Genomic DNA, 14,745 nt, shown 5'->3' on the forward strand with positions numbered 1-14,745 from the left:
GCATCATACTGACGTTAAACCACCTGAAGGGACTCACCCATGAAGCAATCGAATTTTTTTGGCAGAAAGGTCGTGGCAGCGACGTTTGTGATGGCGGTATTCGGCTGGGGGATCGGCTTCTATGGCCCGCCGATATTCCTCTACACGGTGATTCAACGAACAGGCTGGTCGCTACCCTTGTGTTCTGCCGCCGTCACCCTGCACTTCCTGGCGGGCACCCTGGTGGTGGTAAACCTCCCCGCCTTGTACAAGCGCCTGGGCCTGCCCTGCACCACCGTGCTGGGATCGATCCTGCTCGGCGTCGGGGTGTATGGATGGTCGGTTGCCCATCAACCCTACCAATTGTTCATCGCCGCCCTACTCAGTGGATTCGGCTGGGTGACCATGGGGGCCGCCGCCGTCAACGCCCTCATCGCCCCATGGTTTGTGGCCAAGCGCCCGGCCGCCCTGGCGATGGCCTACAACGGCGCCAGCATTGGCGGCGTGATCTTTTCATCGGCCTGGGTGTACCTGATCGACCAGATCGGCTTCACCCTGGCGGCGCTGGGAGTCGGCCTGGTGTCGATAGCAACGATTACCGTACTCTCGATCAAGGTCTTCAGGGTCCGGCCTGAAGACCTCGGGCAATATGCCGATGGTGCCGATCAGCCACCTGATCAGCCGACTGTCTCCCCAGGAAGCTCGGCCACCTCTCTGTGGCGTAATCGTCGCTTCGTTACCCTGGCGACCGCCATGTCGCTGGGATTGTTCGCCCAGATCGGGCTGATTACCCACTTGTTCCTGCTGTTAGTCGATCACGTCACACAAGCAGAGGCCGGCCTGGCGATGGGCTTGGCGACGGCGAGTGCCATCGCCGGAAGGTTTCTGGTTGGTTGGCTGATGCCGGCGAATGCCAACCGGCGCAACGTTGCCTGCCTGAGCTATGGCGGCCAGTTGCTCGGGTGCCTGACCATGACCGGATTAAGTACCTTTCCCGATCTCCTGTGGCTAGGGGTCATACTCTTCGGCGCGGGAATCGGCAACGCGACCTCCTTGCCGCCACTTATCGCTCAAGCGGAATTCCCACGCCAGCAAACACAGCGCGTGGTGACGCTGATCGTAGCAACCGCCCAGGGTTGCTACGCGTTTGCTCCGGCATTCTTTGGCGCGGTGAAATCCCTGGCCGGCGGGGCTCATGGCGAACTATTGCTCTTGGGGCTGGCCGCCGGAATCCAGGGCCTGGCGATACTCGCTCTCGTCGTGGGTAACGAAGGTTCGGCTCGGCGATTGCCGGAATTGAGCCGGTCTTCGGACAAGTGACTGGCGGATAAGGCAACGCCCCTTGGCCGCCTATCACGGCTGGCTGCGATTGCCCTTCAAGGTCTCGCGCGTGCCGTGCGCTCTACGATGTAGGAGACGCTGGGCTCGCTGATCAGCGCTTCATGCTGCAGAAGTTCGCCGCAATGCTCGCACAGCGGTCCGAGCCCGGCAGGTTTGCCACACTGGCGATGGACAAAACGGACCGCCAGCCCCTCCTCCGGCGACTTGCACCAGGTTTCCCCCCAGGCGCGCAGCGCAAGCACCACCGGGAAAAACGCATCGCCTTTCGGGGTGAGGTGGTATTCGTAGCGCGGCGGCCGCTCGCTGTAGCGGCGACGTTCGACAAGCCCGTCGGCCTCCATGTTTTTCAGACGCGTGGCGACCATTTGCGGGGTCCCGCCGGTCTGCGCCTGGATCTCGTCGAAGCGATGACTGCCCATGAACAACTCGCGCAGGACCAGCACGGTCCAGCGATCACCCACGATGGCTTCGGCCCGTGCAATCGGGCACAGGGTTTCGGGGACACTGCTGCTTGTCGACATAAGGTCTTGCCTTTCTCAAAGTAACTATGATTATCATATCTTCACGATGCCGGGGCAAGCCTATGGCACCGCTTATCCATCGTCCCTGGAGAAAACGCCATGTCGAACGCACTCTATCCTCGCGAGAGGACCGCTTACCTGCTGGTCGATCCCTACAATGATTTCTTGTCGGAAGGTGGAAAGATCTATCCCTTCATCAAGCCGATCGCCGAGCAGGTCGACCTGCTTGATAATCTGCGCGCACTCGACCACGCCGTCCGCGCCCAGGGCATCCAGGTGGTCATCGTACCGCACCGCCGCTGGGAGCAAGGTGACTACGAGAACTGGGACCACCCCAATCCCAACCAGTGCAAGATCATGCACGGCCATCAGTTCGCCCGTGGTGAATGGGGCGGCGAATGGCACCCCGACTTCGCGCCCAGGGACGGCGATATCGTCGCCCAGGAACATTGGGGCTCAAGTGGTTTTGCCAATACCGACCTGGACTTTCGCCTCAAGCAGAAGGGCATCACCCACGTGATCATCGTGGGCTTGCTGGCCAATACCTGCATCGAGGCAACGGCCCGTTATGCGTCGGAACTCGGCTACCACGTCACCCTGGTACGGGATGCGACCGCCGCCTTCAGGCCGGAGATGATGCACGCCGCCCACGAACTGAACGGCCCAACGTTTGCCCACTCGATTGTGGCGACGGATGAACTTATCGCTTCCCTGGCACAGCCGTAGAAAACGGCAGCGCTGACGGCTTATCCAGCCGATCGGGTGCGAGCGGCTCGTGCCGAAGTGTTGAGCGCTACGGCGGCGCGAACCAGCGCCGTCAGCGCCTGCTCATCGAACTGCTCGCCCTCGTGGAGATCAATGGCCCGTCGGGTATTGCCTTCGAGGCTGGAGTTGAACAGCCCCGAAGGATCCTCCAGCGCGGCGCCCTTGGCGAAGGTCATCTTCACGACCTGCTTGTAGGTTTCGCCCGTGCAGATGATTCCGCCATGGGACCAGACCGGAACGCCCCGCCACTTCCACTCCTCGACCACCTCGGGGTCGGCCTGCATGATAAGGGCTCGGACCCGGGCGAGGGTCTCGCCGCGCCAATCCCCCAACTCCTTGATTCTCGCGTCGATCAGTTGCGAGGCCGCATTGCCCTCGCCTTCCGCTGATCCTGTCTTTTCCTTGTTCATGGTAGTTGTCGTCCTCTTCGTGGCGGTTACCCTCGCCAGTTTCATCAAGAAAGAAGTAACGCTGTGCTAGTTTTTCCAGCGCTGGCAGCCAGCACTTGTTTTACCAACCATTGAGATAGAGCATGTCACGGGTTTCTCCAGGTACGGCAGCATGGGTATTGGGCATCTCCACCGCACTGTTCGGCACGCTTTCGAGCGCCGCCTCGACGGTCGCCACCTCGACTCAGATCATGAGCCTCTGCCAGCCGGCAGCCACCAGCCCATCCGCCAAGCAACTGTTGGCTGCTGCGAAAAGACATCTCGGTGACGGTAACCACGCCCTGCCCCACCTACATACCGAAGGCACCCTGCCGAACCAGGGCATCCGCGAGCAGAGCATCGAGGCGGAAAAGGATTGGCCGGTACTGCGTCAAGCGGCCTTGGCCTGGCGCCTGAGCGCCGATCCGCACTATCTGCAACAAGTCGACGAGGGCCTTACCGCCTGGACCAGCACCTATCAGCCGGATTTCAACCCGATTGACGAGACCAATCTCGATCAACTGATTGATGCCTACACCCTCACCGCCAGCGAACTGCGCCCGGAAACGCGGGAGGCCAGCCGTGCCTTCCTGCGCAAGCTCGGGAACGGTTACCTGGAACAGATCAGACAGTTCCATGGATCGAAGAGTAGTAAAAATATCAATAACTGGCAGAGCCATCGCGTCAAGCTGGTCACGCTGGCCGCCGCCGCACTGGCGGATCGGGCCATGCTGGAACAAGCCTTCCAGCTGTTCGAGCAACAGGTCGCGGACAATCTCCTGCCGGATGGCTCGGTGTTCGACTTCAGGGAACGTGATGCGCTGCACTATGTCGTGTATGACCTGGAGCCACTGGTTCAAGCAGCCCTGGCGGCCAAGCCCTACGGCATAGGCGACAACTGGTTGGGCTATACCGCACCCGGTGGTGCCTCCCTGGGCCGGTCGCTCGATTGGCTTGTGCCCTACGCAAGCGGGCAACGCAGCCACGAGGAGTTCGTGCATACAAGCGTGAAGTTTGACCGCGACCGCGCCCACGTCGGAGAAAGCGGCTATAGCGGCAGCTGGGAGCCGAAAAGCAGCAACAAACTCTATTGGCTGGCGGCGCAATTGGATGCCCGCTACTTGTCGCTGGCCCGGCAGTTGGCGCCGTATCCCCAGGACTGGATCGGTGCCTGCTACCTGAAATAGGCAAGGCCCACGCCAGTAGATCTCATGGACGGAGCACATCGGCATGCACCCTGTCCTTTAGGCGATATTCATGGACTTATTGGCGTTAGTCGGCAATCGGCAGACAGGATACAGTCCATCTACTGTTTCTGCTTCCGGATGACGCGCCTGATGACCCGCCCTCGCTTCTTGCCCGACAACTTCACCCTGACCCTGGTCAGCGTGGTGATTCTCGCCAGTCTCCTGCCCGCCGGCGGCCAGGTCGCCGTCGGCTTCAGCTGGCTGACCAATATCGCCATTGCCCTGCTGTTCTTCATGCATGGTGCCAAGCTGTCGCGTGAGTCGATCATCGCCGGTGCTGGCCACTGGCGCCTGCATCTGCTGGTGTTCGGCCTGACCTTCGTCCTGTTCCCCCTACTGGGCCTGGCGCTCAAGCCGTTGCTGTCGCCGCTGATCGGCGACAAGCTGTACATGGGCATGCTCTACCTCTGCGCCCTGCCGGCCACGGTGCAATCGGCGATTGCCTTTACCTCCCTGGCTCGAGGCAACGTTCCGGCGGCGATTTGCAGTGCCGCGGCGTCCAGCCTGTTCGGCATCTTCCTCACGCCATTGCTGGTGACCTTGCTGCTGAATGTGCATGGCGAGGGTGGCTCGACCCTCGATGCGATCCTGAAGATCAGCGTGCAGCTGTTGCTGCCGTTCATTGCCGGGCAGATCGCTCGGCGCTGGATCGGCGCCTGGGTGGGCCGCAACAAGAGCTGGCTGAAATTCGTTGACCAGGGCTCGATCCTGCTGGTGGTCTACAGCGCGTTCAGCGAGGCGGTGAACGAAGGCCTCTGGCATCAGATCCCGCTCTGGGACTTGGCCGGTCTGGTGGTGGTCTGCGGCGTGGTGCTCGCGCTGGTGCTGCTTGCGTCCACCGTGCTTGGCAAGGCCTTTGGCTTCGACCAGGAAGACCGCATCACCATTCTCTTCTGCGGTTCGAAGAAAAGCCTGGCGACGGGCGTGCCGATGGCCCAGGTACTGTTTGCCGGCAGCACCATCGGCGTGTTGATCCTGCCGCTGATGCTGTTCCACCAGATTCAGTTGATGGTTTGTGCGGTGCTGGCGCAGCGTTATGCGAAACGGCCGGAGTCAGTCGCGGAATTGATGGGACAGGTTGATCCTTAGTTTCTTCTGAGCTGTCTGTATGGCACACCGCCAAGATACTGACCTTCAAGGAAAATGAGGTTCAGTCGATACTGGATAAACTCCGTATGGCCCAAGACGGCACCCCCAGATAAGGCCAGCAGCTTTAAAAAGGCTGTATGCATTTTCAGCCCTATAAAAAAGCAAACCGGGGACGATTCAGATTGAGCGAAGTACAAGTGATGCAATCTACCGAGCTGGATGCCTTAGGCCCGCAGACGCCCCAATCCCAACTGTTCCTGGCCACCTTTGACCTGGTGTCCAGCGCCTTGGTTCTGCTCGATGAGCAAGGGCGGATGCTGAAGGTCAATGGCGCTTTTGCCCAGCTACTCGGCTATGCCCTGCCGGAGCTGCTCGGCAAACCTTTCCTCGATCTGCTTCAGTGTCCCGACCGAGAAAACCTGCAAGCGCTGCAAGGCACAGGCACACCCGCCGACCTCACTGATCTGTCACTTGAACTGCGCTATCGGTGCAAGGATGGCAGTGTGCTGCACGGACGCAGCAAGCTGGTTGCCGTCGGCACCCTGTTGCTCGGCGCAATCGTTCCACTCCAAGCCCCCAGAACCTGGATGAGTGCCTGGAACAGGCCTTGCTGAAAAGCGAGGAGCGCCTCGCCCTGATGGACTTCGCCCTCAGTCATGCCCATGAGGCTGCCTACCTGATCGACAACCAGGCTCGCGTGCGCTACGCCAACGACGAAGCCTGCCGGAGCCTGGGCTACAGCCGTGAAGAACTGCTGCGCATGACGTTGGCCGATCTGGATCCCGACTGGACCAACGAGCAGGTACTCGAAGGTTGGCGCAACCATTCAGAGCGCCCTCCCGAGACCATCGAGAGCCGTCACCGAACCCGCGACGGTCGTATCTTTCCGGTCGAAATCAGCATCACCTACATCGAGCTTGGCGGCCAGCACTACAGCTTGGCGCTGGCTCGTGACATCACAGAACGCCGGCGCTTACAGGCGGTCCATCGGGACAATGAAAAACGCTATCGGGAAATCTTCGACTACTCGTCGGACTGCCTTTATCTGCTGGAAGTGACTGCGGATCATCGGTTTCGCTACATTGAGATCAATACGGCGTTCGAACGATCGTCGGGGGTTTGCCGCGAACAGTTGATCGGCCGTTACGTCGGCGAATCGAGCAATGCAGAAACGGCGCTCAGGATACTCACCCGACTCAACTACTGTCTGGCGAGCGGAAAAAATATCGAATCGGAAGATGAACTCGAGCTACCGGCAGGGCTCATCGCCATCCACTCGACCTTCATTCCCGTACGCGACGAGCTGGGTTGTATCTATCGCATCGTCGGCGTCAGCCGTGACATCACTGATAGCAAGCAGATGGAATCCCGCCTGCTGACCAGCGAGCAGCAGTTCCGCGCCCTGGCGGAGAACTCGCTGAACCTGATCATCCGCTACGACCTGAACTGTCAGCGTACTTACGTCAACCCGGCCTTCGAGCGGGAGACCGGCATCCCTGCCGCACAAGCACTGCATCGGTCGCTTGAAGACGACTGGAGCCCGGAAATGCCGGTAGTCGAATACCAGGCACTCCTGCGTCAGGTGATTTCCACCGGAGCGCCTTTGGAAACCGTCCTGGAATGGCCCTATCCAGAAAGCGGCGAGCTCGTCGCCCACGCCATACAGCTGATTGCCGAACGTGGCGTGGACGGCGCGGTGGTCAGCGTCCTGGCCAAGGGCTACAACATCACCGCCCTGAAGCGCCACGAACGCCTGGAGGAGACTCGACTGCACATTTTCGAGCGGCTGGCACGAGGTGCCCCGCTGCCGGAAGTGTTAGCGCTGGTGACGAAATATCTCGAGCAGGCACGCCCGGATTTCCTCGCGAGTATCATGCTGGCAAACGACGATGGCCGTTACCTGCAACCCGGCCCTGCGCCCAGTCTGCCGCCTGACTACCTGAAAACGCTCGGCCGCATCGAGATCGGCGAAGGCATGGGCATTTGCGGCACTGCCGCCTGGCGTGGCACCACGGTCATCGCCGAGGACCTGAACTCGCACCCCTACTGCCATGTATTCCGCGAACAGGCCATCAAGGCCGGGTTGCGAGCTTGCTGGTCGGAGCCGATCAAGGACTCCGTCGGGAAGATCCTGGGGACCTTCTGCATCTATTTGCCTCAACCGGGGCTGCCGACGGACGACGACCTCAAGCTGGTTCATCAGGCCAGCTACCTGGCCGCCATCGCCATCGAGTGCAAACGTGCCGAGACCTTGCTGCTCGAGAGCGAACAACGTTATCGGGAAATCTTCGACAACTCCCTGGATGCCCTGTTTCTACTGGAGGTGACCGAGGAGGGACACTTCCGCTACATCGAGGTCAACCCGGCTCTCGAACGCAGCGTGGGCAAGGGGCGTGTCGAACTGATCGGCAAGACCATCGAGGAAACGCTACCGCCCCATGTTGCAGCGGCTGCTATCGCCAAGTATCAGCGCTGCGTGGAGGGTGGCGCTCCGCTCGACGAGGAAGAGGAACTCGACCTGCCCACCGGGCACCTGACCTTCCACTCGACGCTGATCCCGGTACGCGGCGCTTGCGGACGCATCCGGAGAATCGTCGGTATTGCCCGCGACATTACCGAGCGCAAACACGCGGAGCGTGTCCTGCACCGCCGCGAACAGGAGTTCCGCGCCCTGGTGGAGAACACCCCGGACGTCATCGCCCGCTTCGACCCTCAATGCCGCTTCCTGTATGCCAACCCGGCGACGCAAAGCTTGCTCGACCGGCCGCTGGCCGATCTGCTCGGCAAGACGTCCAACGAGGCATCGCTGTACTCGAATGCGAGTCGATCCTTTCAAGACAAGCTCGAACACATGCTGCAAACCGGCGAAGCCACCGAACAGGAAATCATCCTCGACGCTCCGGTTGTGCAAGACGCCGAAGCCACCTGCTACCAAGTCCGTCTGGTGCCCGAACAGGATCAACATGGGTTACTCGTCAGCATCCTCGCGGTGGGTCGCGACATCAGTGCCATGCGTGCCGCCGAGCGACGCCTGAAGGCGTCCCATGCACAATTGCGCCAGCTATCCAGCCATCGCGAAACCACCCGGGAAGAGGAGCGCAAACGCATCGCCCGGGAAGTCCACGACGAATTGGGACAGCAGCTCACCGCCCTGCGCATGGACATTTCACTGCTGCGCCTGCAGTTCGGCAACGACCACCCGCTGCTCGTTGAGCGTGTTCAGGCGCTGATGGTGCGGGTCGACGAAACCATTCAGGTGGTTCGCAACGTCGCCACCAGCCTACGCCCCTCCGCGCTCGACATGGGCCTGACCCCGGCGCTCGAATGGCTGGTGTCCGAGTTTTCGGAAAACACCGGCATTTACTGCCGACTGAGAGCGCCCTCGGCTCGATTGGAACTCGACGACGAGCGCGCCACCGCGACCTTCCGGGTGATCCAGGAATCCCTGACCAATATCGCTCGCCATGCCCAGGCCAGTCGCGTGGATATCCACCTGGAGCGTTGCTCCGAGCACGTCCTGATCGAGGTACGCGACAACGGCAAGGGCTTCGATCCGCAACAACTGCCCAAGGGCACGCTCGGGATGCTCGGCATGCGCGAGCGTGGGCACATGCTCGGCGGTGCCGTCACCATAGACAGCGCCCCTGGGCAGGGGACGCGTGTGCGGGTGAGGATTCCCTTGCAGGTAGTCCCGGAGCCCCCACATCCCACTATGCCCTAGCCCCCATCGATAGCCCTCGACCGATATCGAGCACGGTAATGGAACCTTTGTCAGCCTGCAGGGTGCCAATGACAAAGCCACTGCGAATATCCGCTGGCTGAATGGGTGGCGGAACGATGCTCGACGGGGCAATGTTCAATATTGCGCAGAGGGCATCCACCTTGACGCCGATCGTTCGAGGATGCGCACCGTGGTCCAACACTAGAACTACGATGAGAGCACACTGATTGATTTCAGTGGGTTCCCCGCCAAGATACCTGCTCAGGTCGATCACCGGAACCACCGAGCCGCGTAGATTGATCGCCCTGCGGATCCTGTTCGGCCTGCCCCGTTCGATGATGAGCCGATCGGCTTCCACGACTTCCTTGACGGTACGAATACTCACCGCGAACACTTCATCGCCTAGAAAAAAGGGAAGGTATCGTCTGGTTTGCGATGAATTCGCTACAGTTTCCACCTTCCGCGATTGCACTGCGTTGTGGTGATCAAAGGTCTGTGTTGCAACTTTCAGACGCTGGGAAAGCTCGACCAGCTCGCGCATCTTGAGCGCGACCTCAACGAGGTCTTGTCCGCCAGTGAGCGAAGCCGACATCACGTGGGTTGATCCAGGTGCCAGCCTGTCGGGCTGATAGCTCGCCTCTCCTTTGTCGGATTCGAGTGGCGTCTGCTCGTGGGGTTCTACCTCGACAGCGTGTTTTGCGCAGTGACGAGATCGGAAAATGTAAAGGCTCAAGGTAGCGAGTACCACGATGCCAAACAGAATGATGAATATCAGCGAAGTAGAGAGGTGATGCATATTGATGAAGGAAGCCTCATCCGGCGCCATGCCGAAAGATGGTTGCACTCGGGGGATGTTCATGCCGGGCATTATCGGATGATCGCCCCCACGCAAAACCTGGGAGCGATCTGACCGGGTCAGATTTTGAAATGGCTGACCATCATCTGCAATTGATGGCCCAGTCGCGCCAACTCGACGCTCGAGGCGGCTGTTTCGTCGCTGGCGGCAGCGGTCTGTTCGCACACATCACGAACATTGATGATGCTGCGGCTGATCTCTTCGGCCACCGCACTTTGCTGTTCCGCGGCCGCGGCGATCTGCTGGTTCATCGACTGGATGTTGGACACCGTGCGGGTGATGTTTTCCAGTGACATTCCGGCCTTGCGTGTCAGCGCCACGCTGCTGTCGGTCAGGGTGCGGCTGTTGTTCATCACTGTGGCCACTTGCTCGGTGCCACTTTGCAGACCGGCCACCAGGCCCTCGATTTCCTCGGTGGACTTCTGCGTGCGCTGGGCCAGGCCGCGGACTTCGTCGGCCACCACCGCAAAACCACGACCGGCCTCACCGGCCCGGGCGGCTTCGATAGCAGCGTTGAGGGCCAACAGGTTGGTCTGCTCGGCCACCGCCTTGATCACGTCCATGACACTGCCGATCTTGTCGCTTTCCTGCTGCAGGTGAGTCATCGCCTCGGTAGAGCGAGCCACTTCGGTAGCCAGGCGTTCGATCTGCGTAATGGCTTCGGCGACCACCTTGTCACCGGCGCGGGCCTCGCCGTCAGCGTCGGTGGCGGCTTGCGAGGCTTGTTCGGCGTTACGCGCGACCTCCTGCACGGTGGCAGTCATCTGGTGCATGGCGGTGGCAACCTGATCGGTCTCGATCTTCTGGCTGTTCACCCCGGCACCGGTTTGTTCGGTGACCGCCGACAACTCTTCGCCGGCGCTGGCGATTTGCGTGACGCCATCGCGGATGCCGCTGATCAGCTTGCGCAAGGCCTCGCTCATGTGCTGGATGCCTTGTTGCAGCGAGCCCAGTTCATCGCGGCGGGTGACCACCAGGTCGTGGGTGAGGTCGCCCGTCGTAATGCGTTCGACGACGCCGAGGGTTTCGCGGATCGGACGGGTGATCTGGCGGGTGATGATCACGGCGGCGAGAATCCCGACCAGTAACGCCAGCAGCGTGCTGCCCAGCTGCAAGGTGCGAGCTTGGGCGCTGTCGCTGTCGCGGCGGTCCAGTTGATTCCGGTATAGGGTATCGCTGAGAGCCGTTATCTCGGTCACTTTGTCGGTCAGTTCCTGACCCGTCAGGGTAACGACGTTGCTGGCCGTTTTGTAGGCCTGCAAGGCCGTGCGGTAATTGCCCAGTGCCGTTTCCAACTGACGCAGCGCATCCGACTGGGTCGAGCTGAACTGTTCGCCAAGCTGTTTCAGGCCATCAATGGTTTCATTCAGTTGGTTGAAGGCCTTCTTCTCGGTATCCGGGGTGCTGTCGATCATGTAACCGCGAACCTCCAAACGGCTCGCCAGGAACTGTTCATTGGCGCGGCTGATGGCCTGGAGGCGCTCGAAATGGCCCGCGTCGCCTGGGCTCATTTGCAACACGCTACTGCGGATCGCGTCGATCAGTTTGGAGGCCGCTTCGCCGCTGTTGCCCATGGCTTGGTACGCACTGCTGCGGGCGCGATACGCGTCGCGCATTTTATTCAGCAATTGCTGGTAGTCGCTGACGATAGCCGCTTGTTCTTTGAGCAGTTTAAGGTTTTCTGGGTTCTTGACACTTTCGATCAGTTTTTGGTCTTGGGTGCTGAACGCATCCAGGCTGACCTGCACATCCTGTACAACCGTTTCATCGCCATTGGTCAGCATGTATTGCAGGCGGGCCACGCGTAGTTTGGTCAGCAACGTATTTAACAGGGTGACATCACCCATTCGGTCGCTGCGCTTGACCAAGCTGTCCAGGCTGTTCCAACTGATCAGGGCCAAGGCGCCAGTAAGGACCAGAACCAGGCCGAATCCCAGGCCCAGTTTGAGGCTGACGCTGATATTACCGAACACTTTATTCATTCAATCTCTCTCAGGGCATGCTTTTCACCAGAAGACTGGCGACAGAACATTGGCACAAAGCATTGTGCAAACCCTGTGAGGCGCTATCCATCAGCGCATGCTGGTTCCTGACTAGGATTCCCCTTACCTCGCCTGCGCCACGCCTTCGAGCTCGAGTGCTCCCGGACCCGCTCTAGAGCAATCGTTGGGTCATGGCATATCGAACGATATCCGCGGTACTGGTAAAGCCCATTTTTTCCATCAGGCGGCCTTTGTGGGTGCTGACGGTCTTGTGGCTGATCGCCAGGTCGGCGGCAATCCGCATGACGCTGAGTCCGCGAGCGAGCAGGCGCATGACCTGCAGTTCACGGTCGGTCAGCGCATCGTGCTCGCAGTGCGGTCCCAGGCCGCCGGCGGCGAAGGCTATCTGCTCGGCCAGCCGGGTATCGATATAGCGTCCGCCGGTGGCCACTCGGCGGATGGCCAGGAGCAGCGTTTCAGGGTCGCTGTCCTTGGTCAGGTAGCCTAGCGCGCCCGTTCTGAGCGCGCGCAGGACGATAGGGACTTCGTTGTACATGCTCAGCACCAGAATCGGCAGTGACGGATAGTGGGCGTGGATGCGAAACAGTAAATCCTCACCGCTGATGCCGGGCATGCTCATGTCGAGCAGCAGCAGGTCGATACCGCCGTGGCGCAGTCGTTCGAGCAGCACAAGGCCGTTTTCCGCTTCGGCGACAACCTGCAGGTCGTCGTCCAGGGCGAACAGCCGCTTCAATCCTTCGCGCATGATGGCGTGATCATCGGCGATCATCAGTCGGATCATGGTGTTTCTCTACCTATCTTGATGAGAGTGCGTACACGGGTACATCGACCGGGGCCAGTCAGCGCATACCGGCCTTGTAGAGCAGCAGTTGTTCGAAGTGTTCCCGCGGCATGGCCTTGCCGTACAGATAGCCCTGCGCGCTTTGGCAGCCAAAGCGTTGCAGAAAGGCTTCCTGGGAGGGTTCTTCGACACCTTCGGCCACCAGCGCCATGCCCAGGGCATGGGCCATGGAGATAATGGCCTTGACCAGTTCGATGCTCTCACGCCGGTGGTCGATGCCACGGATGAAGGAGCGATCGATCTTCAGGATCTTGACCGGAAAACGACTCAGGTAACCGAGCGCCGAATAGCCGGTACCGAAGTCGTCGATAGCGATGGTGAGCCCCATGTCGAATAATTGATCGAGGATCTCACGCACGACGCTATTGTTGTCCAGCAACAAACCTTCGGTGATTTCCAGCATCAGCCATCCAGGCTCACAGCCGGTGTCCTGCAAGATGGCGCGGATCGCGTTGGGTAGATCGTTCATCCTGAACTGCCGAGGCGAGAGATTCACGGCTATCTTCAGCGCGGGGTGGCGATCACCGCGGTCGCCGCGGTTCCAGGCCACCGCGACCTGGCAGGCTTTGCGCAACACCCATTCACCGATACCGACGATCAGTCCGGTGTCCTCGGCGATGGGAATGAACGTGTCCGGCGGTACCTGTCCGTGCCGGGGGTGGTTCCATCGCAACAAGGCTTCGGCACCGATCAAACGCCCGCTGGCCAAGTTGATCTGCGGCTGGTAATACACTTCCAACTCGTCGTTGTACTGAGCATCGCGCAGGCTGGCCGCGAGTGCCATGCGCTCTGTCGTCGTCTGGATGAGCTGTGGCGAATAGACCTGTACGTTGTTACGCCCCTGCTCCTTGGCATGGTACATGGCCGAGTCAGCGTACTGCAGCAGCTCACTGATCGTGTCGGCATCGCCTGGATAGCAGGCAATACCGATGCTGCCGGAAATGAACAGCTCCCGCCCCTGGATCGGGTAGATCCCACTGATGGCCTGTAGCAGCTTGCCGGCCAAGGCGGTCAAGCAGCCCCCTGCCGCCAGGGGCATGATCAGGGCGAACTCGTCGCCGCCCAGGCGGGCGACCGTGTCGCTGTCGCGCACAGCACGCTGCAAGCGCCTGGCGGTTTCCTGCAGCAAATCGTCGCCCGCACTGTGACCCAAGGTGTCGTTGATCACTTTGAAATTGTCGAGATCGAGAATGGCCACCGCCACTTGCCGGTTGTATCGGCTGGCATGGGTTATCGCTTGCTGCAGGCGATCCTTGAAGAGCTCGCGATTGGGCAGCGCGGTCAGCGAGTCGTAAAACGCCATGGTATGCAACTGCTGCTGGTAGGCCTTGATCTCGCTGATGTCGCGGGCGATGGTCAATACACTGGCGACTTGGCCGTGCGAGTCGAACTCAGGCACTGCCCGGACATGCTGGACGACCTGCTCGCCGTTCGCCTTGGTCCAGGTAGCCTCCAGGGCGACGGGACGGGCGCTCTGAATGACGTCCATGATGCCCCTCTGGTAGCGGCTCGTCAGCTCCTCCGACAACGGGCCTCCGTGGCTGATCGGGGTACCCAGGACCTCGCTGACCGCAATACCGTACAACTGCTCAAAGGCGGGATTGACGTAGACACGCCGGCCTTCGCGGTCATAGCGCACGATGACATCCGGCGAGTTCTCCACCAGTGCACGGAATGCCTGCTTGTCGCTCAGCAGTTGATTGACGTCGATGAAGCGCAGGCGAGCGTCGGTGCCGATGGCAAATGGCGCCAGGATTGGTCGCCGTGTATGGAGAGCAGAGAGGATGATCATGCGTCACACCTGCCAGCCATACGCTCTACCTCTACGCCGAAAGAAAAAATAGCATCATGCCAGTACCGCCGGATGATGCGGACCCTGCGGCTTACCCGACCATCGGCCCTTGCTGATTTTCAGGTAGGCATCCCCCTACCCCGCGTTGCGCGCACGGTCTCC

The 14,745-nt window shown here is 60.5% G+C and carries 12 protein-coding genes and 1 pseudogene; 6 read left to right on the top strand and 7 right to left on the bottom strand.

Features of this window, described 5'->3' with window-relative positions; translation table 11 throughout:
- Positions 1-39 precede the first annotated feature (39 nt).
- A complete protein-coding gene (locus NUH87_RS03945; protein WP_338524822.1) occupies positions 40-1,299 on the top strand; it encodes an MFS transporter in 1,260 nt (419 codons plus the stop codon).
- 56 nt (positions 1,300-1,355) lie between these two features.
- Here the strand turns inward: NUH87_RS03945 and NUH87_RS03950 are convergent, their stop codons facing one another.
- On the bottom strand, positions 1,356-1,841 hold the full coding sequence (locus NUH87_RS03950) for a helix-turn-helix domain-containing protein (RefSeq protein WP_338524823.1): 486 nt from the start codon (positions 1,839-1,841) through the stop codon (positions 1,356-1,358).
- A 99-nt stretch (positions 1,842-1,940) separates the two neighbouring features.
- Between NUH87_RS03950 and NUH87_RS03955 the strand changes: the two genes are divergently transcribed.
- The gene (locus NUH87_RS03955; protein WP_338524825.1) at positions 1,941-2,567 is read left to right on the top strand and encodes an isochorismatase family cysteine hydrolase; all 627 of its coding nucleotides are present in this window, start codon (positions 1,941-1,943) and stop codon (positions 2,565-2,567) included.
- 20 nt (positions 2,568-2,587) lie between these two features.
- On the opposite strand, the gene NUH87_RS03960 is transcribed toward NUH87_RS03955, so the two are convergent.
- Complete coding sequence (locus NUH87_RS03960; RefSeq protein WP_338524826.1) at positions 2,588-3,016, bottom strand: DUF1801 domain-containing protein; 429 nt, start codon at positions 3,014-3,016, stop codon at positions 2,588-2,590.
- 122 nt (positions 3,017-3,138) lie between these two features.
- Here NUH87_RS03960 and NUH87_RS03965 point away from each other — a divergent pair, with 122 nt between their 5' ends.
- The 4 genes from NUH87_RS03965 (at position 3,139) to NUH87_RS03980 (ending at position 9,091) form a co-directional block, all read left to right on the top strand.
- Positions 3,139-4,221, top strand: a complete 1,083-nt coding sequence (locus NUH87_RS03965; protein WP_338524827.1) for an alginate lyase family protein — start codon at positions 3,139-3,141, stop codon at positions 4,219-4,221.
- Positions 4,222-4,371: 150 nt separating this feature from the next.
- Positions 4,372-5,370, top strand: coding sequence for a bile acid:sodium symporter family protein (locus NUH87_RS03970; protein ID WP_338524829.1), 999 nt, complete (start codon positions 4,372-4,374; stop codon positions 5,368-5,370).
- A 137-nt stretch (positions 5,371-5,507) separates the two neighbouring features.
- Positions 5,508-5,984 (top strand): PAS domain S-box protein, encoded by a 477-nt coding sequence (locus NUH87_RS03975; RefSeq protein WP_338524830.1) that lies wholly within the window; start codon positions 5,508-5,510, stop codon positions 5,982-5,984.
- Positions 5,978-9,091, top strand: a complete 3,114-nt coding sequence (locus NUH87_RS03980; protein ID WP_338524831.1) for a PAS domain S-box protein — start codon at positions 5,978-5,980, stop codon at positions 9,089-9,091. Before NUH87_RS03975 ends, NUH87_RS03980 begins: the two co-directional genes overlap by 7 nt.
- On the opposite strand, the gene NUH87_RS03985 is transcribed toward NUH87_RS03980, so the two are convergent.
- From NUH87_RS03985 to NUH87_RS04000, 5 genes and pseudogenes are all read right to left on the bottom strand, one after another.
- Positions 9,081-9,950 (bottom strand): chemotaxis protein CheW, encoded by an 870-nt coding sequence (locus tag NUH87_RS03985; protein WP_338524832.1) that lies wholly within the window; start codon positions 9,948-9,950, stop codon positions 9,081-9,083. The genes NUH87_RS03980 and NUH87_RS03985 overlap by 11 nt on opposite strands.
- 56 nt (positions 9,951-10,006) lie before the next feature.
- A complete protein-coding gene (locus NUH87_RS31200; RefSeq protein WP_422393921.1) occupies positions 10,007-10,870 on the bottom strand; it encodes a methyl-accepting chemotaxis protein in 864 nt (287 codons plus the stop codon).
- Positions 10,865-11,929, bottom strand: a pseudogene (locus NUH87_RS31205) (methyl-accepting chemotaxis protein); the annotation flags it as partial. The pseudogene NUH87_RS31205 and the gene NUH87_RS31200, both read right to left, overlap by 6 nt.
- 172 nt (positions 11,930-12,101) lie before the next feature.
- Positions 12,102-12,731 (bottom strand): response regulator transcription factor, encoded by a 630-nt coding sequence (locus NUH87_RS03995; protein WP_338524836.1) that lies wholly within the window; start codon positions 12,729-12,731, stop codon positions 12,102-12,104.
- Positions 12,732-12,789: 58 nt separating this feature from the next.
- Positions 12,790-14,583 carry a putative bifunctional diguanylate cyclase/phosphodiesterase gene (locus NUH87_RS04000; RefSeq protein WP_338524837.1) on the bottom strand — a complete coding sequence of 598 codons (1,794 nt, stop codon included), beginning with the start codon at positions 14,581-14,583 and terminating at the stop codon, positions 12,790-12,792.
- Positions 14,584-14,745: the final 162 nt, after the last annotated feature.

Origin of the sequence: Pseudomonas batumici, from assembly GCF_036585405.1 — a bacterium.
GTDB lineage: Bacteria > Pseudomonadota > Gammaproteobacteria > Pseudomonadales > Pseudomonadaceae > Aquipseudomonas > Aquipseudomonas batumici.

Coding starts and splice junctions, on each gene's coding strand:
- NUH87_RS03945 (WP_338524822.1), top strand. CDS start 40: ATGAAGCAATCGAATTTTTTTGGCAGAAAGGTCGTGGCAGCGACGTTT.
- NUH87_RS03950 (WP_338524823.1), bottom strand. CDS start 1,841: ATGTCGACAAGCAGCAGTGTCCCCGAAACCCTGTGCCCGATTGCACGG.
- NUH87_RS03955 (WP_338524825.1), top strand. CDS start 1,941: ATGTCGAACGCACTCTATCCTCGCGAGAGGACCGCTTACCTGCTGGTC.
- NUH87_RS03960 (WP_338524826.1), bottom strand. CDS start 3,016: ATGAACAAGGAAAAGACAGGATCAGCGGAAGGCGAGGGCAATGCGGCC.
- NUH87_RS03965 (WP_338524827.1), top strand. CDS start 3,139: ATGTCACGGGTTTCTCCAGGTACGGCAGCATGGGTATTGGGCATCTCC.
- NUH87_RS03970 (WP_338524829.1), top strand. CDS start 4,372: ATGACCCGCCCTCGCTTCTTGCCCGACAACTTCACCCTGACCCTGGTC.
- NUH87_RS03975 (WP_338524830.1), top strand. CDS start 5,508: ATGCATTTTCAGCCCTATAAAAAAGCAAACCGGGGACGATTCAGATTG.
- NUH87_RS03985 (WP_338524832.1), bottom strand. CDS start 9,950: ATGAACATCCCCCGAGTGCAACCATCTTTCGGCATGGCGCCGGATGAG.
- NUH87_RS31200 (WP_422393921.1), bottom strand. CDS start 10,870: ATGAGCGAGGCCTTGCGCAAGCTGATCAGCGGCATCCGCGATGGCGTC.
- NUH87_RS03995 (WP_338524836.1), bottom strand. CDS start 12,731: ATGATCCGACTGATGATCGCCGATGATCACGCCATCATGCGCGAAGGA.
- NUH87_RS04000 (WP_338524837.1), bottom strand. CDS start 14,583: ATGATCATCCTCTCTGCTCTCCATACACGGCGACCAATCCTGGCGCCA.